Annotated in this window: 23 protein-coding genes; 11 read left to right on the top strand and 12 right to left on the bottom strand. The window is 72.0% G+C overall.

All coding sequences use genetic code 11. The annotated features are described in order from the left end of the window. Positions 1-65: 65 nt before the first annotated feature. Positions 66-599 (top strand): GNAT family N-acetyltransferase, encoded by a 534-nt coding sequence (locus IEZ03_RS29970; RefSeq protein ID WP_184879449.1) that lies wholly within the window; start codon positions 66-68, stop codon positions 597-599. Positions 600-653: 54 nt separating this feature from the next. Here the strand turns inward: IEZ03_RS29970 and IEZ03_RS29965 are convergent, their stop codons facing one another. Further along, positions 654-869 (bottom strand): hypothetical protein, encoded by a 216-nt coding sequence (locus IEZ03_RS29965; RefSeq protein ID WP_184879447.1) that lies wholly within the window; start codon positions 867-869, stop codon positions 654-656. Between the two features lie 55 nt (positions 870-924). On the opposite strand from IEZ03_RS29965, the gene IEZ03_RS29960 reads away from it, so the two are divergent. The 3 genes from IEZ03_RS29960 (at position 925) to IEZ03_RS29950 (ending at position 2642) form a co-directional block, all read left to right on the top strand. Then, a complete protein-coding gene (locus tag IEZ03_RS29960) occupies positions 925-1191 on the top strand; it encodes a hypothetical protein (RefSeq protein ID WP_184879444.1) in 267 nt (88 codons plus the stop codon). Positions 1192-1268: 77 nt separating this feature from the next. Continuing rightward, positions 1269-1769, top strand: coding sequence for an ArsR/SmtB family transcription factor (locus IEZ03_RS29955; RefSeq protein WP_184879441.1), 501 nt, complete (start codon positions 1269-1271; stop codon positions 1767-1769). Between the two features lie 18 nt (positions 1770-1787). Beyond that, positions 1788-2642, top strand: coding sequence for a M23 family metallopeptidase (locus IEZ03_RS29950; RefSeq protein WP_184879438.1), 855 nt, complete (start codon positions 1788-1790; stop codon positions 2640-2642). A gap of 25 nt (positions 2643-2667) precedes the next feature. Here IEZ03_RS29950 and IEZ03_RS29945 read toward each other — a convergent pair whose 3' ends face one another. Continuing rightward, positions 2668-3258 (bottom strand): TIGR03086 family metal-binding protein, encoded by a 591-nt coding sequence (locus IEZ03_RS29945; protein WP_184879435.1) that lies wholly within the window; start codon positions 3256-3258, stop codon positions 2668-2670. A gap of 74 nt (positions 3259-3332) precedes the next feature. Here IEZ03_RS29945 and IEZ03_RS29940 point away from each other — a divergent pair, with 74 nt between their 5' ends. After that, a complete protein-coding gene (locus IEZ03_RS29940; protein ID WP_184890284.1) occupies positions 3333-4103 on the top strand; it encodes a DUF6597 domain-containing transcriptional factor in 771 nt (256 codons plus the stop codon). 5 nt (positions 4104-4108) lie between these two features. Here IEZ03_RS29940 and IEZ03_RS29935 read toward each other — a convergent pair whose 3' ends face one another. Continuing rightward, positions 4109-4789, bottom strand: coding sequence for a class I SAM-dependent methyltransferase (locus tag IEZ03_RS29935; RefSeq protein ID WP_184879432.1), 681 nt, complete (start codon positions 4787-4789; stop codon positions 4109-4111). Between the two features lie 416 nt (positions 4790-5205). Between IEZ03_RS29935 and IEZ03_RS29930 the strand changes: the two genes are divergently transcribed. After that, the gene (locus IEZ03_RS29930; protein WP_184879430.1) at positions 5206-6366 is read left to right on the top strand and encodes a hypothetical protein; all 1161 of its coding nucleotides are present in this window, start codon (positions 5206-5208) and stop codon (positions 6364-6366) included. Between the two features lie 68 nt (positions 6367-6434). Here IEZ03_RS29930 and IEZ03_RS29925 read toward each other — a convergent pair whose 3' ends face one another. Further along, positions 6435-6635 carry a DUF6243 family protein gene (locus tag IEZ03_RS29925; protein WP_184891026.1) on the bottom strand — a complete coding sequence of 67 codons (201 nt, stop codon included), beginning with the start codon at positions 6633-6635 and terminating at the stop codon, positions 6435-6437. A 243-nt stretch (positions 6636-6878) separates the two neighbouring features. Here IEZ03_RS29925 and IEZ03_RS29920 point away from each other — a divergent pair, with 243 nt between their 5' ends. Both IEZ03_RS29920 and IEZ03_RS29915 read left to right on the top strand, forming a co-directional pair. Next, positions 6879-7949 carry a quinone-dependent dihydroorotate dehydrogenase gene (locus tag IEZ03_RS29920; RefSeq protein WP_184879427.1) on the top strand — a complete coding sequence of 357 codons (1071 nt, stop codon included), beginning with the start codon at positions 6879-6881 and terminating at the stop codon, positions 7947-7949. An 81-nt stretch (positions 7950-8030) separates the two neighbouring features. Continuing rightward, positions 8031-9314, top strand: coding sequence for a calcium:cation antiporter family protein (locus tag IEZ03_RS29915; protein ID WP_184879424.1), 1284 nt, complete (start codon positions 8031-8033; stop codon positions 9312-9314). On the opposite strand, the gene IEZ03_RS29910 is transcribed toward IEZ03_RS29915, so the two are convergent. The 4 genes from IEZ03_RS29910 to IEZ03_RS29895 form a co-directional block, all read right to left on the bottom strand. After that, complete coding sequence (locus IEZ03_RS29910; RefSeq protein ID WP_184879421.1) at positions 9311-10765, bottom strand: DUF7059 domain-containing protein; 1455 nt, start codon at positions 10763-10765, stop codon at positions 9311-9313. The two genes, IEZ03_RS29915 and IEZ03_RS29910, sit on opposite strands and share 4 nt — an antisense overlap. 81 nt (positions 10766-10846) lie before the next feature. Continuing rightward, positions 10847-11686 (bottom strand): N-acetylmuramoyl-L-alanine amidase, encoded by an 840-nt coding sequence (locus IEZ03_RS29905; protein ID WP_229808679.1) that lies wholly within the window; start codon positions 11684-11686, stop codon positions 10847-10849. Between the two features lie 89 nt (positions 11687-11775). Next, on the bottom strand, positions 11776-12012 hold the full coding sequence (locus IEZ03_RS29900) for a hypothetical protein (RefSeq protein ID WP_131956627.1): 237 nt from the start codon (positions 12010-12012) through the stop codon (positions 11776-11778). 289 nt (positions 12013-12301) lie between these two features. Further along, the gene (locus tag IEZ03_RS29895; protein WP_229808678.1) at positions 12302-13408 is read right to left on the bottom strand and encodes a LacI family DNA-binding transcriptional regulator; all 1107 of its coding nucleotides are present in this window, start codon (positions 13406-13408) and stop codon (positions 12302-12304) included. Between the two features lie 269 nt (positions 13409-13677). Between IEZ03_RS29895 and IEZ03_RS29890 the strand changes: the two genes are divergently transcribed. Then, positions 13678-14367, top strand: coding sequence for a TetR/AcrR family transcriptional regulator (locus IEZ03_RS29890; protein ID WP_229808677.1), 690 nt, complete (start codon positions 13678-13680; stop codon positions 14365-14367). A gap of 195 nt (positions 14368-14562) precedes the next feature. On the opposite strand, the gene bldC is transcribed toward IEZ03_RS29890, so the two are convergent. Together bldC and IEZ03_RS29880 are read right to left on the bottom strand one after the other, a co-directional pair. Further along, positions 14563-14766: a developmental transcriptional regulator BldC gene (gene bldC / locus IEZ03_RS29885; RefSeq protein ID WP_012850682.1), complete on the bottom strand. Its 204-nt coding sequence runs from the start codon at positions 14764-14766 to the stop codon at positions 14563-14565. 273 nt (positions 14767-15039) lie between these two features. Continuing rightward, entirely contained in the window at positions 15040-15990 is a 951-nt protein-coding gene (locus IEZ03_RS29880; protein ID WP_221480526.1) for a DUF8083 family protein, read from the bottom strand. 83 nt (positions 15991-16073) lie between these two features. On the opposite strand from IEZ03_RS29880, the gene IEZ03_RS29875 reads away from it, so the two are divergent. Both IEZ03_RS29875 and IEZ03_RS29870 read left to right on the top strand, forming a co-directional pair. Beyond that, positions 16074-17207 carry a Leu/Phe/Val dehydrogenase gene (locus IEZ03_RS29875; protein WP_308428008.1) on the top strand — a complete coding sequence of 378 codons (1134 nt, stop codon included), beginning with the start codon at positions 16074-16076 and terminating at the stop codon, positions 17205-17207. 323 nt (positions 17208-17530) lie between these two features. After that, positions 17531-17737, top strand: a complete 207-nt coding sequence (locus IEZ03_RS29870) for a DUF3073 domain-containing protein (protein ID WP_131987069.1) — start codon at positions 17531-17533, stop codon at positions 17735-17737. A gap of 359 nt (positions 17738-18096) precedes the next feature. Here IEZ03_RS29870 and purM read toward each other — a convergent pair whose 3' ends face one another. Next, positions 18097-19140 carry a phosphoribosylformylglycinamidine cyclo-ligase gene (purM, locus tag IEZ03_RS29865; protein ID WP_184879413.1) on the bottom strand — a complete coding sequence of 348 codons (1044 nt, stop codon included), beginning with the start codon at positions 19138-19140 and terminating at the stop codon, positions 18097-18099. Then, positions 19140-20591: an amidophosphoribosyltransferase gene (gene purF, locus IEZ03_RS29860; protein ID WP_184879411.1), complete on the bottom strand. Its 1452-nt coding sequence runs from the start codon at positions 20589-20591 to the stop codon at positions 19140-19142. Before purF ends, purM begins: the two co-directional genes overlap by 1 nt. Positions 20592-20704: the final 113 nt, after the last annotated feature.

Genomic DNA, 20704 nt, shown 5'->3' with positions numbered 1-20704 from the left:
GCGCAACCGCGTTCGGCCGCGGGCGGGTCCGGGGCGTTTTGGGTGCTGCGCTAGCTTTTGTTCCGATGGATCCCGCGAAGCCGACATTCCGTGCCGCCACGAAGGCCGACGTCCCCGCCCTGGTCACGCTCATCGAGCGGGCCTACCGGGGCGACGAGAGCCGCGCCGGGTGGACGACCGAGGCCGACCTGCTCGGCGGCCAGCGCACGGATCCCGACATGGTCGCGGCCGTGGTGGACGACGCGTCCGGCCGCCTCCTGGTCGCCGAGGCGGACGGCGTCCCGGTCGCCTGCTGCCAGCTCGAGAACCGCGGCGGCCACGCCTACTTCGGCATGTTCGCCGTGGACCCCGGCGTCCAGGGCGGCGGGCTCGGCCGGCGGGTCCTCGCCGAGGCCGAGCGCGTGGCGCGCGAGGAGTGGGGCGCGGACGAGATGCGCATGACGGTGATCACCGTCCGCGCGGAGCTGATCGCCTGGTACGAGCGGCGCGGCTACGTCCGGACGGGGGAGAAGCAGCCGTTCCCGTACGGCGACGAGCGGTTCGGCCTCCCCAAGCGCGAAGACCTGGAGTTCGAGCTCCTGGTGAAGAAACTCGCCTAAGGCGCGCGTCGCGCCCGGCCGGAGGCCGGCCGGGCGCGACTCGGAAGGGTCGGGTCAGGCGATGTTCTTCGGGCGGTACGCCTTGTACTCGCTGCCGCTCGACAGGCCGTAGGACCGCGTCCGGTAGTCGGTGCCGTAGCCGCCGCGCTGCTCGTACGCCCAGTACGCGGTGTGCGCGCTGTCGGCCCACTTCTCGAAGATCACGACGTGCCGGGTGGTGTTGCTCCCGATCGCGTCGATGATGACGTCGCCCTTCTTGAGCTGGGACATGGTGATGCGCGTCGTGTAGGTCGAGGACGCCAGGCCGACCGTGTTGGGGCCGGGCTTGGCCCTGGAGTCCTCCTACTGCCGGCACGCCCCGTCCTCCCGGCTGCGGCCCGGCGACCTCGTCATCAAGTCGAGCGGCGGCGCCGGCGACCGCGAGGTGCTGATCTTCGACCGGTGGACGGGCGGCGACCGCACCGCGTACTGGGCCTACCAGCAGCGCCGCGGCTACGGGACCGACCACCTGGTGCTCCGCGCCGGGCTCGCGTCCGGCAGCGGCCACCACGGCTGCCGCCCGTTCCACGTCCACGAGGACCAGGTGGGCTGACGCGCCGTCCGGCGGCGAGCACCCTTCCCGGGGCGACCTGTTTGATGGATATTACGTAGTTACGTAGTATTGGAATCGTGGAGAACGAGGAGCTGGCGGAGCGGGTCGAGCGCCTGGAAGAGCGCGTGGCCCGTCTGGAAGGCGCGGAAGCCCAGGTCGAGAGGCCGAAGGCGGACGGCACCTTCTGGGCGCTGAACGGCCTGAAGGACCGGGTCGACGACCCGGGCGCCGTGCTGTTCACCGGTTCGGTGACGCTGCCGTCCGGCGAGCACTACGAATGGCAGCAGGGCCACACGGTCGAGGACCTGCTCGCCGACGACTGGTCCCAGGCGGCCGAGACGCTGTCGGCGCTGGCGCATCCGGTGCGCCTGCTGCTGCTGCGGGAGATCCTCCACGGCGCCCGGACGACCGCCGAACTGGCCGCCCACGAAGGGCTCGGCACCACCGGGCAGCTCTACCACCACCTGCGCCAGCTGGTCGCGGCCGGCTGGCTGCGGACCCCGGCGCGCGGGCGGTACAGCGTCCCCGGTGAGCGGGTGGTGCCGCTCCTCGCCGTCCTCGCGGCGACCCGCCGCTGAACCCCCCAAGGAGGGAAGATGCACAGGACACTCGCCCGCTTCAGGACGCTGTTCGTCCTGCTCGGCCTGGCACTGGCGTTCAGTACGCCGCTGCACGGCCGCAGCGCGCTGTCGATGGCGGGCATGGCCATGGTCGTCGGCGGGCTGCTGCTGTTCTTCGTGTCCGGCACCGCCCCCGGACGGGAGCCGGTCGTGCTGCGGAGCCCCGTCCGGGGACGGTGGGTGCCGGTCAACAGCCCCGCGGACAAGATCCCCAGCCACGGCACCCACGAGCTGGGGCAGACGTACGCGATCGACCTCGTCCACGTGCCGGAGGGGGCGGCGGAGTGGCAGCCGCTGCGCAAGGGTCCGCTCGCGTCGCGGCCGGAGTCGTTCCCCTCGTTCGGCCAGGAGATCACCGCGCCCGCCGACGGCGTGGTCGTCCAGGCGAGCGGATGGCAGCGCGACCACTGGAGCCGCAACTCGTGGCCCGCGTTCCTCTACCTGGTGGTCGAGGGCGTCCTGTTCCGCGCGCTGCTGTCCTACTTCACGCTGTCGGCGGGGCGGTTCGTCGCCGGCAACTCCGTGGTGCTGGACCTCGGCGACGGGGTGTACGCGTTCCTCGCCCACATGCGGCGGGGGTCGGTCCGCGTGCGGAAGGGCGACCGCGTCCGGGCGGGGGACGTGCTCGGCGAGGTCGGCAACTCCGGCAACTCGTCGGAGCCGCACCTGCACTTCCACCTGATGGACCGGCGGCGGCCCGTGGCCGCCGCCGGGCTGCCGTTCGCGTTCCGCTACGAGAGCGGCGGCGAGGTCCGCACCGGGGTGCCCGGTGGGCGCCGGCCTTTCGTCCCGGTCACCGAGGAGAAGGTCGGCGGCGACCAGGCGGCGTGAACCGGCGCCGGACGGCCGGTGCGGGTCAGCGGGCCGGGGGCCGCCAGCGGGGGTCGCGCCCGGAGGCGGCCACGGCCCGCTCGAAGCTCGACGCGTCCTCCGCGACGGGGGCGGGCGCGGCGAACCCGTCGTACTGGCGGTACATCTCGGCGTTCTTCTCAACGGTCTTGAGAACGAAGCGTCCGGTATCAGCCGAGACCCGGTACTCCTGGCCGGTGGCCTTCGCGACGTCCCAGCCGTGCAGGGCCATCTCCAGGACCAGCATCGCGGCGGTGTCCGCCGCCGGGGTGCCGGAGATCTCCCCGTCCCACACGGCCGGGTCCGCCCAGGCGGCGACCGCGCGGTCGATCTGGTCGGCGTAGTCCCGGGCCCAGGCGTCGTCGGCGGTGAAGTCGCGTCCGGTCAGCTCCTCCGGTAGCTCCTTGCGGAGCGCGCGGTGCTCAAGGCCGTGGGACGTGTAGAGGACGAGGTGGTTCACGAGCGCCCGGAGGTCGTACTCCCCGCATGGGGTGGGGCCCTCCAGCCCGTCCCGCGGGACGCCTCGGGCGATCCGGGCGGCCTCCGCGGCGCATTCCTTCATGTAGGCGTGTTCGTGCGTGTAGGCGTTTTCCTGCATGTCCAGCACGCTACGAGCGCCCGCGGCCGCGCTTCTTGGACAAACGCGCCAACTATCCTGGTCACGTGGCGGATATGGGACGTGGGGTGCTGTACCCGCACGTACAGGCGGGCATCGCCAAGATCGACCGGAGGCCCCCGAGCGCCGCTCTCGCGCCGTTCGTGGAGTTCTACTGGCACGTCCGGTGGCGGACGGACGAGCCCTACGACACGAAGGTGCTGTCCCACCCGAACGTGCACCTCGTCTTCGAGGAGCCCGTGCCGCTTGTCTACGGGGTCGACCGGACGCTCTTCGTCCGCCGGCTGGAGGGGCGGGGGCAGGTCCTCGGTGTGAAGTTCCTCCCCGGCGGCTTCCGCGCGTTCACGGCCGGGCCGGTCATCGACCTCGCCGACCGCCGGGTCCCCGCCTCCCGCGTCTTCGGCCCGGAGGTGGAGGACGCCGGCCGCGCCGTCCTCGCCCACGAGGACGTCGACGCGATGGCGAGGCGGGCCGAGGAGTTCCTGCTGCGCGACCTCCCGGCCCCGGACCCCGTCGCCGGTGAGGTGGCCGCGATGGTCGAGGCCATCACCTCCGACCCCGCCCTGTTCCGCGTCGACCAGGCCGCCGAGAAGCTGCACGTCTCGATCCGCACCCTGCAGCGGCTTTTCGCCGAGTACGTGGGGGCGAGCCCCAAGTGGGTACTGCGCCGGGCACGGCTCCACGAAGCCGTGTCCCGCGCCGATCAGGGCGTTCCCATCGACTGGACGACCCTGGCCGACGACCTCGGCTACTCCGACCAGTCGCACATGACCCGCGACTTCACCGCGACGGTGGGCGTGTCACCGGCCAAGTACGCCGGGACCTGAAGCACTCACGCGGGGATCAGGCGGAAGGCGATGAAGGCCGGGAGCACCTCCAGCTTGGCGTGGTCCTCCGGGTAGCGCACGGCCATCTCCGGGGTCGGACGAGGTTCCAAGAGTTCCTCTATGGCGAACCCCGCCTCGCGGAAGTCGGCGCATACAGCGGTCAAGGGACGGCGCCAGGCGCGGATGGGCCAGTCCCGGTCAGAGTGCAGTGACTCCTCCACGCGTTCCTCGGCGAAGTACGAGCCGCCCAGGCGAACCCAGTGCATGACCGGGTGTTCGGTCGACAGGACAACGGCGCCGCGCCGGGTCAGGATGCGGCGGAACTCCCGCAGGAGGCCGACCCGGTCGTCGATGTAGTGCAGCGCCAGCGCGCAGACGACGAGGTCGGCCGAGTCGTCCGGAACCCAGGTCAGCGGCTCGGAGAGGTCATGGACGCGCAGGTCGGCGAGGCCGTCGCAGCGCGCACGGGCGAGGTCGACGAAGGTGGGGCTCACGTCGCAGCCGGTGACGCGGGCTCCCCGCTTTAACAGTTCGCGGGCGTAGAGCCCTGGACCGCAGGCCGCGTCGAAGACCGCGAGGTCCGCGACGTCCCCGGCCAGCGCGAGCACGGCGGGACGGTCGTAGAGGGCGTTGTAGGCGCTGTCCTCGGCATGGGCGGCGTACTCGTGGGCGAAACGCTCATACATGCCTAGATCGTCCCAGAAAGGTCAACAGGACGTGTCAAGAATCGGGGCCGATCTAGGTCAACCCACCCGCGCACAAGCCTTCACCACCCCACAAACCGTTGACTTGCGGCGTGTTGTTGTTATGGAGCGCTCCATAACAACAACACGCCGCAAGTCAACGAAAGGTTGGGGTCGTGGAAGAAGGCGCGGAGGTATCGCGGACCCCGACCGATCCGCGAGCCCTCCGCGCCTTCGCCTGTGGGGCGGCTCCGGTGCGGACTCGGCTACTCGGCGAACGCCGCCTGTCATGTGACCGCCGTTCCCGTTGAAGAAGTACGGTAAGGCGGCCTGGCGGGTTCAAACCCCCCGGAACCAGACGACGGCGGGACGGGTCAAATGCGCGTGCTTCTCATCGACGTTCCGCGAGGCGGGCGCCCGTGACCCGCGGCGACGGCGCCCCCGCGGACGGCCCGCTCAGCCTGCGCAAGGAGCGGCCGCCCGAGCCGCGTCCGGGACCGGCGTGGCTCGTGGTCCCCGTCCGCGTGGTCGCGCTGGTCGTCCTGGTGCCGCTGCGGCTCGTCCACGACCTGGCCGTGCAGGCCGGGCGGGGCGTCCGGGCGGTCTGGAACAGGCTGATGCGGGCGCCGGGCCGGCTCGCCCGCCTCATCGGCCGGATGCTGCACGCGGTCTGGCGCGGGGTGTACCGGTGGCTGCTCGCCCCGATCGGACGGCTGCTCGCGGCCATCGCCCGGGGGATCGGCGCGGTGCTCGACCTCCTCGTCGTCCGGCCCGTGCGCTGGCTCGCCGTCGTGGTGATCTACGGTTTCCTGCGGTGGCTCGGCCGCGGGACGGCCCATGTGGCCCGCTGGATATACCGCACCCTGCTCGTCCCCATCGGCGCGTTCCTGGCCATGATCGGACGCGGCCTCGCCATGATCGGACGCGGCCTCGCCATGATCGGACGCGGTCTGGCCTGGCTCGCCGACCGGGTACTGCTGCGTCCGCTGCTCGCCCTCGGGCGCGGCCTGCAGTGGCTGCTGACCTTCACCGGCCGCGCGATCGCGCTGCTGTTCGCGGGCATCTTCGCGGCTCTCCGCCTGCTGGCCAACGTGCTCGTCGCCATCCCGGCCCTGTTCCTGTGGCGCTACCTGCTGCGGCCACCGCTCCTCGGCCTCCTGTGGCTGGGACGCGCGATCCAGCACGCCCTCGCCTGGGCGGGACGCGGCCTCCTCGCCGTCCTCGGCGCCGTCGCGGGCGCCGCCGCCTGGCTGGGGCGGGTCCTGCTGCTTCGTCCCGTCCAGGCGGTGTGGCGGTACGTCCTCGCCCCGATCATCGCCGGGATCGTGGCGGCGTGGCGGCTCGCGGGCCGCGCCTTGCGGTGGCTCTGGCGGACGCTCGTCGTCCTGCCCGTCCGGACGCTGGTCGTCGAGCCGGCGCGCTGGGTCGGCCGGAGCGTGCTGCGTCCGGTCGGGCACGGTGTCCGCGGGGTGTGGCGGGCGTCGGTCCGCGACCCGCTCCGCGCCGCCCGCCGGACGGTCCGCGAGACGAGCCGCGACATCCGCCTCCAGCTCCGCCGCACCTTCCGCGGGCAGCAGTAACCGCGCCGGCCCCCTCGCGGGAACCGGCGCGGTCCAGGTGCTGGCCGTTGTCAGTCAGCGGCAGGGCCTCACTCGGAGGCGGCGTCCTGCTCCGGGTCGGCGCGACGCTGGTTGCGTTCGCGCATCTTCCTGAGCAGTTCCTTCTTCTCGGCGGCGGGATCGCCGCCGTTGCCGGCCCCCTGCGGCCCGCCCCCGCGCAGCGCGCGCCGCGAGAGGTTGTTGCGCTGGCCGCCGACGCCGAGCATGCCGTTGCGGCGGTTCTTGGACATGGTGTTCTCCCGTTCGGCTGGGTGTTCGATGCCGCTGCACCCAGGTCCGGCCGTCCGGGAGCGGGAACTCAGGCCCCGATCGCGTCCCGGCCGGACCTGGCGCCGGAACGGTCGCGGTACACGCGCTTGGGAGCCGACCACCACGCGGTGGCCTCGCCGATCATCAACATGCGGCCAGGCTAGGCGGCGGCTCCGCACCCCTCAACGCATTTTCGGGCGGCCCCGGCTGAGATACTGCAGGCGATGTATCGACTCCTGTTCTCACTGGTCATCGCCCGGGTCCCCGCGGAGACCGTCCACCACCTGACGCTGCGGGCGCTGCGCGCCGTCCAGGCGGTGCCCGGGGCGGTGCCGCTGCTGCGGCGGCTCCTCGCGCCCCGCGACCCCGCGCTGGCCGTGCGCGCGCTCGGGCTGGACTTCCCCAGCCCGCTCGGCCTCGCCGCCGGGTTCGACAAGGACGCCGTCGCCTTCGAGGCGCTCGGCGGGTTCGGGTTCGGCCACGTCGAGATCGGCACCGTGACGGGACGCCCGCAGCCCGGCAACCCGCGCCCCCGGCTGTTCCGCCTCGTCCCCGACCGGGCGGTCATCAACCGGATGGGCTTCAACAACGCGGGCTCGCAGGCCGCCGCGGACCGGCTGCGCGGCCGCGGCACCGGGACGGTCGTCGGGGTCAACATCGGCAAGACGAAGGTCGTCCCTGAGGCGTCGGCGACGGCCGACTACGTGGCGAGCACCGAGCGGCTCGCCCCCCACGCGGACTACCTCGTCGTCAACGTCAGCTCCCCCAACACCCCGGGCCTGCGCGACCTGCAGGCCGTCGAGCACCTGCGCCCGCTCCTGACGGCCGTGCGCGAGGCCGCGGACCGCTCGACGGAGCGCCGCGTCCCGCTGCTCGTCAAGATCGCCCCGGACCTGGCGGACGACGACATCGACGCGGTCGCCGACCTCGCCCTCGACCTCGGCCTGGACGGCATCATCGCCGCCAACACCACCATCGGCCGGGACGCCCTGCTCAGCGCGCCCGTCCTGGTCAAGGAGACCGGCGGGCTGTCCGGCGCGCCGCTGAAGGAGCGCTCGCTGGACGTCCTGCGGCGCCTGCGGTCCCGCACCGGCGGCCGGCTCACGCTGATCTCGGTCGGCGGGGTCGAGACGGCCGACGACGTGTGGGAGCGCCTCCAGGCGGGCGCCGCCCTCGTCCAGGGCTACACCGGCATGATCTACGGCGGCCCCCTGTGGGCGCACCGCGTCAACCGGGCGCTGTCCCGGCGCGTCCGCGACAGCGCCGCGAAGTCCCTTCCCGCACCCCGTCCCTGACCGGCTCCCTCCCCGGCGGCTTTGCCAGTTGGTTGCCTCGGGGCACGGCATCGGCGGATCGGGGCGGGGCACGGTGCAGGTATGTCCGGCGAGCCGAGCGTGCGCGAGCCGCCGCCCGTGTCCCGCCAGACGCTGCTGGTCCGGGTCACCGGGACGCTTGTCCTCGCGCTCCCCGCGGTCGTGACATGGGCGGGCGGCCTGCGACCGCCGGTGCTTTCGGCGGTCCTCATCTTCGGCGCCGGGGTGCTGGCCGCGGCGATCCTGCTGATGTGGGCGGCGGAGACGGCGCAGGCGGACATGTCCGGGGCGCTCGCCGTCGCGCTGCTCGCGCTGGCCGCGCTCCTGCCGCAGTACGCGCTCGACCTGTACTTCGCGCATGCCGGGGCGACGAAACCGGGGTACATCGCGTTAGCGGCTGCCACCATGACGGGCGCGAACCGGCTGCTCGTCGGCGTCGGGTGGGCGCTGGTCGTGCTGGCGTTCGCGCTCGGCGTGCGGCGGCCGGCCGGACGGTCCGGAGGCGGCTCCGGCAGGCACGCGGCGCGCGGCACCGGGAGGCGCACCCTCCGGCTCGCCGCGCGGCACCGCATCGAGCTGGGCTTTCTCGCGCTCGCGACCGTCCTCGGCTTCATCCCGGCGCTGACCGGGGAGATCGGCTGGTACATCGCGGTCGTGCTCATCGCCGTGTACGTGCTGTACCTCGTCCGGCTCGGACGCGGCGCCCGGGACGACACCCGGTTGGTCGTCGGAGTGCCGGGACGGCTGGTCGCGCTGCCGCGGCGGAAGCGCCGGGTCGCCGCCGGGGCCGGGTTCGCGGCCGGGGCGCTGATCGTCTACGTGTCCACCGCACGGTTCGGAGACGCGCTCGTCGCCGCCGGGACGTCGCTCGGGGTGGACGAGTTCCTGCTGGTGCAGTGGCTGGCGCCGGTCGTGTCCGAAGCGCCGCTGCTCCTCGCGGCGGCCATGCTCGCGTGGCGGCTGCGCGACGCCGACGCGATCGGGACGCTGCTGTCCGGCAAGGTCAACCAGTGGACGCTGCTGATCGCCCTGCTGCCGCTCGCGTACCGGGTGGGCGGCGGCTCCTGGTCGCTGCCGCTGGACTCCAGGCAGATCGAGGAGGTGCTGCTGACCGCCGCGCAGACCGTCCTCGGGCTCGCCCTCCTCATCGACCTGGTGTTCCGGCGGTGGGAGGCCGCGGTGCTGTTCGTGCTGTTCGCGGTGCAGTTCCTGCTGCCTGGCGAGGACGGCCGGCTGGTCCTGTCGGGCGTGTACCTGGCGATCGGCTTCTCCGTGCTGATCGCGCGGTACCGGGAGCTGGGCGAGGCGATGGGGACCGTCGTCCGGCCGCGGCCGCGGAGGGGCTAGCCGAAGAAGCCGTCGGCGACCAGTTCGGGCAGGACGGCGTCCGCGTGCGCGCGGACCTCGGCCGGGTCCATCCCGGTGAGCTGGGCGATGGCGTCGAGGAGCGGGGCGAGGGGCATGGTGCCGTCGCAGACGCCCGCGAGCGCGGCCTCGACCGTCCCGACGCCGGCCGCGCGGCGCAGCCGTCCGGTCTGGCGGAGCACGATCCGCTCGGGGTCCTCGGCACCGGGCGGGCCTATCTGCTCCTGGACCAGACCGGGGGCCGCACCCAAGGCTCGTCCACAGGCTGTGGAAAACTCCGCGCCCTTGGTGAGGCCGTCCAGGATGTCCGCTACGTAGGCTCCGACGGGCTGCTCGACGGCGTGCCGGAGCTCCTCGATCCGGACGGCCGGGCGCTCGCTGCGCCGGAGGGTGATCCAGCCGAACCCGATGCCGGTGACGCCCTCCCGCTCGAAGTGATCGAGCCACGCCCCGTACCGCGCCCGGTACTCCGGCGTCCCCGCCTCGCAGGAATCCCGCAGCCACAACTCGGCATATTCCGCCGGATCCTGGACGTCCCGCTGGACGATCCACGCGTCGCACCCGGCCACCCAGGAGCCGACGCGCTCCTCCCACGGGACCCCGTCCACATGCAGCCAATTGGCCAGGAGCTGGCAATATCCGCCGTCGGTCAGGTGCTCGGGCGCGCCCTGGACGAGCCGCCGGCAGAAGTCGTCGCCCGGCAGCCCCGACTCGCGGTACGTGAACCGCGGACCCCCGGACGGCGCGACCACGAACGGCGGATTGGACACGATCAGATCGAACCGGCGGTCCCGGACGGGCTCCAGCAGCGACCCCCGCAGCAGTTCGGCGCCGTCCACCCCGGAGAGCGCGAAGCTCATCGCGGCGAGCTCCAGCGCCCGCGGATTGACGTCCGTCGCGGTGACCCGGCCGGCCGGCGAGCGCCCCGCCACGTGCACCGCCTGGACGCCGCATCCCGTCCCGAGATCGAGCATGTTGTCCACAGGCCTGTGGACAACCAGCCGCGCCAGATTGCCGGACGCCCCGCCCGCGCCCACCACATGATCGGCCGCCGGAACGCGCCCCGACCCCGGCCGGACCGTCAGATCCGACACGGCATATCCGGCATGCCCCGCGCCGCTCACCGCCTCCAGGGGCTCGACGCGCAACCGCGCCCGCGCCTCCCCGCCCGACACCTCGGCGAGCCCGGCGGCCACCAACTCGTCCACCCCGCCGACCGCCGCCGCCTCCACGGGCACCTGCAACCAGAACAGCCGCGTCAGCACCCCGATCGGCGAGCCGCCCCCGGTCGCCCGCAACGCCGGCACGATCTCGTCCCGGGCCAGCGCGCCGCCCGCGACGGGACCGAGCAGCTCCCGCACCCCCGCAACCGTGTAATCCGCCCCCGACAGGACGTCCCGAACCCGAAGCAAAGCCTCCCGAAGACCACCCACGCCCCCATCCTCCCGCCTCCCCGGTCCCCCGCGGCACACCAACGCGAGCCCACCGGGTCGCTCGGGTAGGTAGGGCGGTGGTCACTTGAGGTAGGTCTTGAACCCCTCGGTCAGGGCCTCGGCTATGCGCTGGCGGAACGGCGCGCTGGCGAACTTGGCCGCGTCGCCCTTGTTGCGCATGTTCCCGCACTCGATGAAGACCTTCGGAACCCGCGACATGTTGAGACCGCCGAGGTCGTCGCGCCGGTCGCGGCCCTCCTCGCCGAGGTAGTTGGAGTAGGGCATTCCGGTGCCGTCGCGGTACGCGTCACGGAGGGCCTTGCCCAGCTTCTGGGAGCCCGGCACCATCCCGGCGTTGCTGCCGATCGAGACCGGTTCGATGATGTGGAAGCCGTGGGCGGACGCACGCGAGTTGCCGTCGGCGTGGATCGAGACGGCGGCGTCCGCGTCCAGCCGGTTCGCGATCGCGGCCCGCTCGGTGATGCACGGGCCGACGCCCTTGTCGTCCTTGCGCGTCAGCGTGACCTTGGCGCCCTCGGCGCGCAGCAGCTTCGCGAGTCGCTTCGAGACATCCCAGGTGAAGGCGTGCTCCGGGTAGCCGTCATTGGACGCGGTGCCGGTCGTGTCGCATGCCTTGCTGCCGTTGCCGATCCGGACCTTCTTGTTGATCTCCCTGGGGTGGTCGGCGTTGCCCCCGTTGTGCCCGGGGTCGATGATGATCACCTTGCCGTCCAGGCCCTGCGCGTCCCGCTCGGCGGCCGCGGGCGTCCGGTCCTCCTGCTGGGTGGGCGCTCCCGCCCGCGGTGGGTTGACCGGCGCACTCGGGCCGTCGGACGCACCGGAGGTCCCCCCGCACGCGGTGAGCGCGCCGAGACACAGCGCGATGCCGGCGGCCCACGGGCCGCCTCGATGGACTCGCACTGACGGTTTCCTCCGTGACGGGTTCGTTATCGACCCACACAGTTTGCACGCCGCCGGCGCCGCGTCAAACGAACTCCGGCAAACCGGTGTCAGCCGAGGGGGTCCTCCTTGCCGAGCAGCGCGGCCAGGGCGCGCGCCTCGTCCGCGTCGAGGCCGAGCACCACGCGGGGACGGCCCCACGGGTGGTCGATCGAATGGGCGACGTAGCTGGCGACGGACTCCGAGACCTCCTCGGCCAGCCCGCGCGCGTGGCGCCACTCCGACCACGCGCGTTCCAATTCGCTCGCCGCGCGCTGCGCGCACGACACCAGTTCCGGGTCACGCACGGGACCCACCCCCCTGATGGACATGTCCTTCCCTGCCCGCGCGGCGGTGTCCCCGTCCGGGCGGCCTCGGGGGGCCGCCCGGACGGAACCGCCGGACGCTGGGTCCCATTAACCCGCCGGCGGGGCGGTACGGGCCGGCGAATGCGGCAGGCTTGGCCGGCCCCTTACCCGGTGCACACCGGATCGAGGCACGATCGGCCGTCTCCGTTGCCCCGGGCATGACCGGGCACGGCGGGAAGGTGGGGCTTGGCGGGAGCGAGATGAGGCGGGGGGACGTGTCGGCGGGGGGTCAGGCGGCGGGGGCGGGTCCCGTCGTGGAGCGGACCACCAGGTGCGGGACGACCAGGTTCTGCCGCGCCGCGCGGGACGGGTCCCCGATGCGGGCGGTCAGCAGCTCGGCGGCCACCCGTCCCATGTCCCGGCGCGGCTGGTCGACGCTGGTCAGCGAGATGTGCCGGATGGCGGCCAGGTGGGTGTTGTCGTAGCCGACGATCGACAGGTCCTCCGGGATCCGCAGCCCGAGCTCGTCGGCGGCCGACAGCGCGCCGGTCGCGACGAGGTCGTTCGGCGCGAAGATCGCGGTGGGCCGGGGGGCGCGGCGCAGCAGCGCGAGGGCGGCACGGTACCCGCCGTCCTCGGTGAAGTCGCCGGGCTCGACGAGGACCTCCCGCCCCAGCCCGTGGCGGCGCATCGCCCGCTCGTACCCGGCGCGGCGGTAGCGCGCGGTGGTGGAGCGGGCCCCCTCGATGTGCGCGATCCGCCGGTGGCCCAGGTCGACCAGGTGGTCGACGGCGAGGCTGGCGCCGAGCTCGTCGTCGTCCACGACGATGTCGACGCCGACGACGTCGCGCTCCCCGACGACCACGACGGGCACGCTGGCGGCGGCTTCCTTCAGCGAGTCGGGGACGACGCTGAGCAGGACCAGCCCGTCCACCCGCATCTCCAAGAACGCCTCGACGGCCTCCGCCTCGAACATCGGGTCCCAGCGGCCGCTGCCGACGAGCATCCGCAGGCCGGCGCCGTGCAGGCTCTCCTGCAGGCCGTCGAGGAACTCGGCGAAGAAGGGGTTGTGCAGGTCGGCGACGATGGCGCCGATCAGCCTGGTGCGCCCCTCGACCAGGCTCCTGGCCACGGCGTTCGGCCGGTAGCCGAGTTCGCGGGCGGCCTGCAGCACGGCCTGCCTGCGGCGTTCGCTCACGTGCGGTGACCCCCGCATCACCAGGGAGACGAGCGATTTGGAGACGCCGGCGCGCTCGGCGACGTTGCGGATCGTCGGTTTCGGCGCGGGGACCGGCCTCCCCTCGTCGCGGGCGGCGGGAGACGGTTCCTTGCGCGGCCGGGGTACCGCGCCTTCTCCTTGCCTGTCGTGCGGGGGATTCGCTTGCTCAGCTGACATGGCACTCCGTCCAGGGGGACCTGCAGGACCTGCCGCGGCGGCGCGCCACGGGGGGTCGGCGCGCCGGCCTCCGCTCGGGAGGAGATGCCATGATGCCGCGCTCGCGGCTCAACCCGCCGCAACAGCGAGTAACGGGCATCCGACAATGGTGGTTCGGGCCTGTGGTGTTCCGGATCACAGCGGTTCGTACTTGATCACGACCCGGTGAAATGTCCGGCCGGTGCCGCCGGTACGGCCTGTGCCGTCCCGGCCTCGGATACGCTGCCCACGTGGGAGATCGTGCGGTGACCGGCGGCAAGGCGCGCGGCCGGCCGAGCGGCGGACGGGGCCGTCGCAGGCTCAGCGTGGACGAACGGCGGGACGAACTGATCGCGGCGGCGCTGCAGCTGTTCAGCACGCGCTCGCCGGAGGACATCTCGATCGACGACGTGGCGGCTGCGGCGGGCGCCTCGCGCGCGCTGGTCTACCACTACTTCGGCGGCAAGTACGAGCTGTACCTCGCGGCGCTCGGCAGCGCGGCCAAGCAGCTGTCGGTCCTGCTGGAACCGCCCACGGAGGGCAAACCGCTGGACCGGCTGCGGATCTCGCTCCGGCGCTACTTCGACTTCGTGGAGAGCCACGCGGCCGGTTACACCGCGCTGCTGCGCGGCGGCCCGGCCGACCGGTCGGGCGAGGTCGGCGAGATCGTCGACGGCATCAGGCAGCTCCTGCTGGACCGGATCCTGCATTCGCTGGAGGTCGAGACGCCGCCGCCCGTCCTGCGCATCACGCTGCGCTCCTGGATGGCGGCCGTGGAGACCGCCGGCCTGGACTGGCTCGAGAACCGCGACGTGCCGCGCGCCGACCTGGAGTCGCTGCTCGTCGACCACCTGGTGGTCGTCTTCCACGCCGCGGGCCGGCACGACCCGCTGACCGCCAAGCTCTTCGACCGGCTCTCCCAGGAAGAGCTGAGCGCCTGAGCGACGTGCGTGGATTTTGGGACACACGAGGCGAATTGTCCACATGAGGACACCACCTCCATCCCCCGGACAAAGCCTCCATAGGAACTCTCCAGTCCCAGAGACCCCACCGAGCACACCCGCACCCGCAAGCGCCGCCCTCGGTGCCGGGGTGCCATCGGACTCCCGACGCCGGGGGCGGCGCAGCGGACACGGTTATTCCGACCGCTGCTGCGGGATTCCCGCGAGCAGCGCCCGCACCTCCGCTTCGCGATAGCGGCGGTGCCCCCCCAAAGTCCGGATGGACGTGAGCTTTCCCGCCTTCGCCCACCGTGTGACGGTCTTGGGGTCGACGCGGAACATCGTCGCCACCTCCGCCGGCGTCAGCAGGGGCTCGGCCTCTGGCGTACGTGCTGACATGTTTGCGGCCTCTCCTCCGTGGACCGATGACAGCGATCCTGCGATTGATCCTCGCGCGGTCACTGATGTCCCCTATGGCCCGAAAGAGCCACTATGACATCACAACGTGTAACCTTGCCACCACTCAGCGCAACAAGCAAGTTCCTGGCGGTAGTTGCGTGCAAACATCCCCCCGGATGCGGCGTGCCGCCCCTGCGCGATGGCCATCGAGTCACGCTGAGTGATTCTAGCGACACGTATAGTCGTATCGCGCAGGGATTCGGGAAATTTGTTTTAGTTCGCCGTCTCAAGTGCGCGGACGGGCCGCCAGCGGGCGAGGAGGCGCTTGTACATCGCCACGGTCAGCTCGGCCTCCCCGCGCTCCATCCCGGTGAGGGCCACGGCCATCTCGGCCACCGACTCGTCCGCGCGGAGCGTCCGGTCGTCCAGCAGGTGGACGAGGCCGCCGTAGTCGAGCTCGACGAGCGCGCGGGGGTCGAAGCCGCCCAGCCACCGGGCCAGCGTCTCCAGGCGCCCGGCCGAGAGGAGGTACACGTCGCCCGTGCCGTCGCCGAGGTTCTCCCGCACCACGGGGAGCGCCGCCGAGACCCGCCTGCGCGCCTCGCCCATCGAGGTGACGTAGAGGAGGGTACGGACCGGCGCGGCCGTCGCCGGGCCATTGCCCCCGTGCTCCTCCGGCCCGTGCTCCTCCGGCGCGTGCTCCCCCGACGTGTCGTCGGCCTTGCGGTAGCCCGTCTCCGGCGTGCCGAGCATCAGGGACCGCTCGGTCCGCGCGAACGGCACGAACCAGTCCAGCGGGACGTGCCAGGTGCTCGTGAGTATGTGCGGCTGCAGGGACCGGCCCGCGCGCTTCCACTGCTCGAAGTCGCTCATCACCCGCTCCGACAGCGGCGGGGGGACGAACGCCGCCGCCACACCGGCGGCGTGCTCGTTCCTGAAGCGCTCGAACGCCAGCCAGGAGCGCAGCCGCGTCTCCCAGGGGCACACGTAGATCATGTCTTCGAGGCGGCGGACGTAGGCGTCCCTGCTCTCGCGCTCTGGCACGACCTCCGGCGGTGAGCCGGTCATCCTCAGCGCGGCGTCGCGGTGCTCCACGCCAAGCGCATGGATTCGCCGCGGGCGCCGCCTGGAGTCGGCGTAGACCGTCCATAAGGTCCGCGCGGGCTCCGGGAAGGCGGTCACCGGTTCATAAACCCGTAGGTACGCGGCGTACGGAAGCACCATCGCATCGTCACATGAGATTCGTCCGGGCGGGGCGGCATCCCGCGCCCTACGCTGATCTTAGAGACAGAGAGGAGGGCACTACCGTGCCTAATGTCTTCGGGGCGCCCCACAAGGGCACCGAACCCGCAATTCAGGGGGGCGACCCCCCTGTACCCCCCGGCGCTTCGCGTTTCGGGGGACACGAGCAGGTCGTCTTCTGCCAGGACGAGGCCAGCGGCCTGCGCGCGATCATCGCGATCTACTCCACCGCGCTCGGCCCCTCCCTAGGAGGTACACGCTTCTTCCCGTACGAGTCCGAGGAAGAGGCCCTCGCCGACGTGCTGAACCTGTCCCGCGGCATGGCGTACAAAGCCGCCTTGGCCGGGCTGGACCTCGGCGGAGGCAAGGCCGTCATCATCGGCGACCCGGCCACCGACAAGACGGAAGCGAAGCTGAGGGCGTACGGACGGTTCGTCCAGTCGCTGAACGGCCGCTACTACACGGCGTGCGACGTCGGCACGTACAGCGAGGACATGGACGTCGTGGCCCGCGAGTGCAAGTTCGTCACCGGGCGGACGGTCGCGCACGGCGGCGCCGGCGATTCCTCCATCCTCACCGCGTTCGGCGTGTACCAGGGCATGCGTGCAGCGGCGGAGACCAAGTGGGGCTCGGCCACGCTGCGCGGCAAGCGGGTCGGGGTGGAGGGCGTCGGGAAGGTCGGCCACCGGCTGGTGGAGCACCTGCGCGAGGACGGCGCGGAGGTCGTGATCTGCGACGTGAACGAGACCGCCGTCGACCGTGTCCGGTCGCTGCACCCGGAAGTGGAGGTCGTCGCAGATAGCGACGCGATGATCCGCGCCGACCTCGATGTGTACGCGCCGTGTGCACTCGGCGGTTCCCTCAACGACGAGACGGTGCCCACCCTGAAGGCGAAAGTGGTCTGCGGGGCCGCCAACAACCAGCTCGCCCACACCGGCGTGGAGAAGAGCCTCGCGGACCGGGGCATCCTGTACGCCCCGGACTACGTGGTCAACTCCGGCGGCGTGATCCAGGTCGCGGACGAGATCGAGGGCTTCAACTTCGACCGCGCGAAGGCCCGCGCGAGCGGCATCTACGACACCACCCGGAAGATCTTCGCGCTGGCCGCCGACGAGGGCGTCCCGCCGGCGGTCGCCGCCGACCGGCTCGCGGAGCGCCGGATGTCGGAGATCAGCCGATTGCGCGGCATCCTGCTGTGAGCCTGCGCGGACACCGCGCGGGCGCCGATGCGACGGAACGGTCCCACGACCCTGTTTAGACCGTTGCAAAACCGTTGCTAGAGCCGCCGTGGGGCGCTGTACGACCGTCCCACGGCGGCTTTGGCGCGTACCCGTGACCACGGGATACACTGTTGTTATCAGCAGCAGAAGCGCCGCCACGTACCGTCGATGTACCGAGCCGGGCGCAAAACGGGTACGGTTGTACCCGTGACTGACGCATGGCTCATCAGGCACCGGTTCGTGTGGTACACGCGCGCTTGGATGGGCCCACGAAAGCCCTGACCATCGAGGGGGTCGAGCCAATGGGTCGCGGCCGAGCCAAGGCCAAGCAGGTTAAGGTTGCCCGACAGCTCAAGTACAACAGCGGCAACACGGACCTCGACCGCCTGAAGAGCGAACTTGGAGTCAGCGACTCCGGTGAAGACTCCTATGACGAGCTCGCCGAGAAGTACGCCGACTTCGCGGAGGACTACGGCACCGAGGACCGCAAGGACGGCACCTCCGGTTGATCGGCAGACAGTGCGCCACCGCCCGTAGCACGGGGCGGTGGCGTTTGTCGTGACCTCTGGATGTTCGCCGAGGTGTTCGTCATGGAGGTGTGTTCGTCATGGTCTCCGAGAGCCGCCGAGGTCGCCCGCAGGGCACGTTCGGCGGCTGATGGTACCCGTGTGACCCCCGGGGGCTGAGAGGCGCTCTGCGGCCGTCTCAGCCCTCGGTGTGTCATCCGCGTCGGCTGCCGTGCGCGGAGGACCTGTATCAAGGCCGGTCGTATCACCGCCTCATCCCTTCCATTGCAGCAGCGAGCCCGCTCAGTGCCCTGCCCGCTAATAATTGCCCGCTCGTGCTTGCCCGCTCGGTGCGCGCCCGCTCAGTGCAGGGCCGCCGTGCCGTCGCCGGGGACGATGTCGCCCAGGTGCCAGGCCGGGACACCCCGGGAGGTCAGCAGCCGGAGGGCTTCGTCCGCGCTGTCCGGGGCGACGATGGCCGCCATCCCGACGCCCAGGTTGAACGTCTTGTCCATCTCGGCCTGGGGCACGTCCCCGTGCCCCTGGAGGACGCGGAACACAGCCGGTGTCTCCCAGGACGAGCGGTTCAGGACGGCGTCCACGGTCGCGGGTAGCGAGCGCGCCAGATTCGCGGCCAGCCCTCCGCCCGTGATGTGAGCGAAGGCACGTACCCCACCGGCCTGGATCAGAGCCAGGCAGTCCTTGGCATAGATGCGCGTCGGTGTGAGAAGCACCTCACCGAGGGAACGGCCGAGCTCGGAAGGCTCGGATTCGAGGGTCAGGTCCGTCGTGGCGAGGATGTGGCGGACGAGCGAGTACCCGTTCGCGTGGATGCCTGACGAGGCCATGGCGAGCACCACGTCCCCCGGGCGGACCCGCTCGGGGCCCAGGGTCTCGTCCGCCTCCACGACGCCCGTGCCGGCGCCCGCCAGGTCGAACTCGTCCGCCTCCAGCAGGCCGGGATGCTCGGCGGTCTCGCCGCCGACGAGGGCGCATCCGGCCAGGGCGCAGGCGTCCGCGATGCCTCCGACGATGTCGGCGATCCGTTCCGGGACGACCTTGCCGCAGGCGATGTAGTCGGTCATGAACAGCGGTTCGGCGCCGCACACAACGAGATCGTCGATGACCATGCCGACCAGGTCGTGCCCGATCGTGTCGTAGACGCCGAGACGACGCGCCAGGTCGACCTTGGTACCGACACCGTCCGTGGACGTGGCGAGCAGGGGACGCTCGTAGCGCAGCAACGCCGAGGCGTCGAAAAGCCCGGCGAAGCCGCTCGCATCGTCGACCACTTCGGGACGCCGTGCACGCGCCACGCGGGACTTCATCAGCTCCACGGCACGCTCACCCGCCGCGATGTCGACCCCGGCGGCCTCGTACGAGGTGGGCGTGGGGCGACCGGCCATCAGGTGACCTCCAGCAGATGCTTGCCGCGTGCGGCGTCCTCCACCGGGATGGGGTACTCGCCGTCGAAGCACGCCCGGCACAGGTTGTCCTTGGCGATGTGCGACGCGGAGATGAGCTCGTCCAGGGAGATGTAGCCGAGGGAGTCGGCGCCGATCGAGTCGCGGATCTCCTCCACCGACCGGTTCCCGGCGATCAGCTCGGCGCGGGTGGCGAAGTCGATGCCGTAGAAGCACGGCCAGGCGACGGGCGGGCTGGAGATCCGGACGTGGACCTCGGCGGCGCCCGCGTCCCGCAGCATCGTCACGATGGCGCGCTGGGTGTTGCCGCGCACGATGGAGTCGTCCACGACCACCAGCCGCTTGCCCTCGATCGCCTCGCGCAGCGGGTTGAGCTTGAGCCGGATGCCGAGCTGGCGGATCGTCTGCGACGGCTGGATGAACGTCCGGCCGACGTAGGAGTTCTTCACCAGGCCCTGGCCGTAGGGGATGCCGGACGCCTCGGCGTAGCCGATCGCGGCCGGCGTGCCGGACTCGGGGGTCGGGATGACCATGTCGGCCTCGACCGGGTGTTCGCGGGCCAGCCGGCGTCCCACCTCGACCCGGGTGGCCTGGACGCTGCGTCCCGCGATCGTCGTGTCGGGCCGCGCCAGGTAGACGTACTCGAACAGGCAGCCCTTCGGCCGCGCCTCGGCGAACCGCTCGGACCGGACGCCGGCGCCGTCGATCGCGACCATCTCGCCCGGTTCGATCTCGCGGACGAAGCGGGCGCCGACGATGTCGAGGCCGGCGGTCTCCGACGCCACGACCCAGCCCCCGTCCTGCAGGGCGCCGAGGACGAGCGGGCGGACGCCCTCGGGGTCGCGGGCGGCGTAGAGCGTCCCCTCGTCCATGAAGACCAGGGAGTACGCGCCGCGCGTGGCCGGGAGGACCTCCCGTGCGGCCGCCAGCGGGCCGTCGTCGCCGCGGGTGGCGAGGAGGGCCGTGAGGACCTCGGTGTCGGTCGTGGCGGTCAGCACGCCCGGTTCGAGGCGCGCGGCCAGCTCCGGGGTGTTGATCAGGTTGCCGTTGTGGACGAGCGCCAGCCCGCCCGCGTCGCTCGACCGGAACGTGGGCTGCGCGTTCTCCCACGTCGGCGAACCGGTCGTCGAGTAACGGCAGTGCCCGACGGCGATGTGGCCGCGGAGGGTGTTGAGCACCGATTCGTCGAACACCTGGGCGACGAGCCCCATGTCCTTGAACACGACGATGCGTGACCCGTCGCTGACGGCGATGCCCGCCGACTCCTGCCCGCGGTGCTGGAGCGCGTACAGGCCGTAGTAGGTGAGCTTGCTCACTTCCGCCTTTGGCGCCTGGTCAGCGGGGACCCAGACGCCGAACACCCCGCAAGCGTCCTGCGGGGGGCGGTCTGTGGGATCGATGTCGTGGCTCAGACGTCCGTCACGGAGAGGCACATTTGCCAGTCTAGATGCCCGGTTCAGCTGCTCCGATCGGTGGCATGTACTTACCGGACCTTTGCTCACCCGAAACAGAGGCATCGCGCACCTCGGGGGAGTCTGGTGACCGA

The sequence above is a fragment of the Actinomadura livida genome, from assembly GCF_014648675.1.
GTDB classification, from domain to species: Bacteria; Actinomycetota; Actinomycetes; order Streptosporangiales; family Streptosporangiaceae; genus Spirillospora; species Spirillospora livida.
Note: the sequence above shows the minus strand (reverse complement) of the source record. Positions and strands in the feature narration are given on the sequence as shown.

Coding starts and splice junctions, on each gene's coding strand:
- IEZ03_RS29970 (WP_184879449.1), top strand. CDS start 66: ATGGATCCCGCGAAGCCGACATTCCGTGCCGCCACGAAGGCCGACGTC.
- IEZ03_RS29965 (WP_184879447.1), bottom strand. CDS start 869: ATGTCCCAGCTCAAGAAGGGCGACGTCATCATCGACGCGATCGGGAGC.
- IEZ03_RS29950 (WP_184879438.1), top strand. CDS start 1,788: ATGCACAGGACACTCGCCCGCTTCAGGACGCTGTTCGTCCTGCTCGGC.
- IEZ03_RS29945 (WP_184879435.1), bottom strand. CDS start 3,258: ATGCAGGAAAACGCCTACACGCACGAACACGCCTACATGAAGGAATGC.
- IEZ03_RS29940 (WP_184890284.1), top strand. CDS start 3,333: ATGGGACGTGGGGTGCTGTACCCGCACGTACAGGCGGGCATCGCCAAG.
- IEZ03_RS29935 (WP_184879432.1), bottom strand. CDS start 4,789: ATGTATGAGCGTTTCGCCCACGAGTACGCCGCCCATGCCGAGGACAGC.
- IEZ03_RS29925 (WP_184891026.1), bottom strand. CDS start 6,635: ATGTCCAAGAACCGCCGCAACGGCATGCTCGGCGTCGGCGGCCAGCGC.
- IEZ03_RS29920 (WP_184879427.1), top strand. CDS start 6,879: ATGTATCGACTCCTGTTCTCACTGGTCATCGCCCGGGTCCCCGCGGAG.
- IEZ03_RS29915 (WP_184879424.1), top strand. CDS start 8,031: ATGTCCGGCGAGCCGAGCGTGCGCGAGCCGCCGCCCGTGTCCCGCCAG.
- IEZ03_RS29895 (WP_229808678.1), bottom strand. CDS start 13,408: ATGTCAGCTGAGCAAGCGAATCCCCCGCACGACAGGCAAGGAGAAGGC.
- bldC (WP_012850682.1), bottom strand. CDS start 14,766: ATGTCAGCACGTACGCCAGAGGCCGAGCCCCTGCTGACGCCGGCGGAG.
- IEZ03_RS29880 (WP_221480526.1), bottom strand. CDS start 15,990: ATGGTGCTTCCGTACGCCGCGTACCTACGGGTTTATGAACCGGTGACC.
- IEZ03_RS29870 (WP_131987069.1), top strand. CDS start 17,531: ATGGGTCGCGGCCGAGCCAAGGCCAAGCAGGTTAAGGTTGCCCGACAG.
- purM (WP_184879413.1), bottom strand. CDS start 19,140: ATGGCCGGTCGCCCCACGCCCACCTCGTACGAGGCCGCCGGGGTCGAC.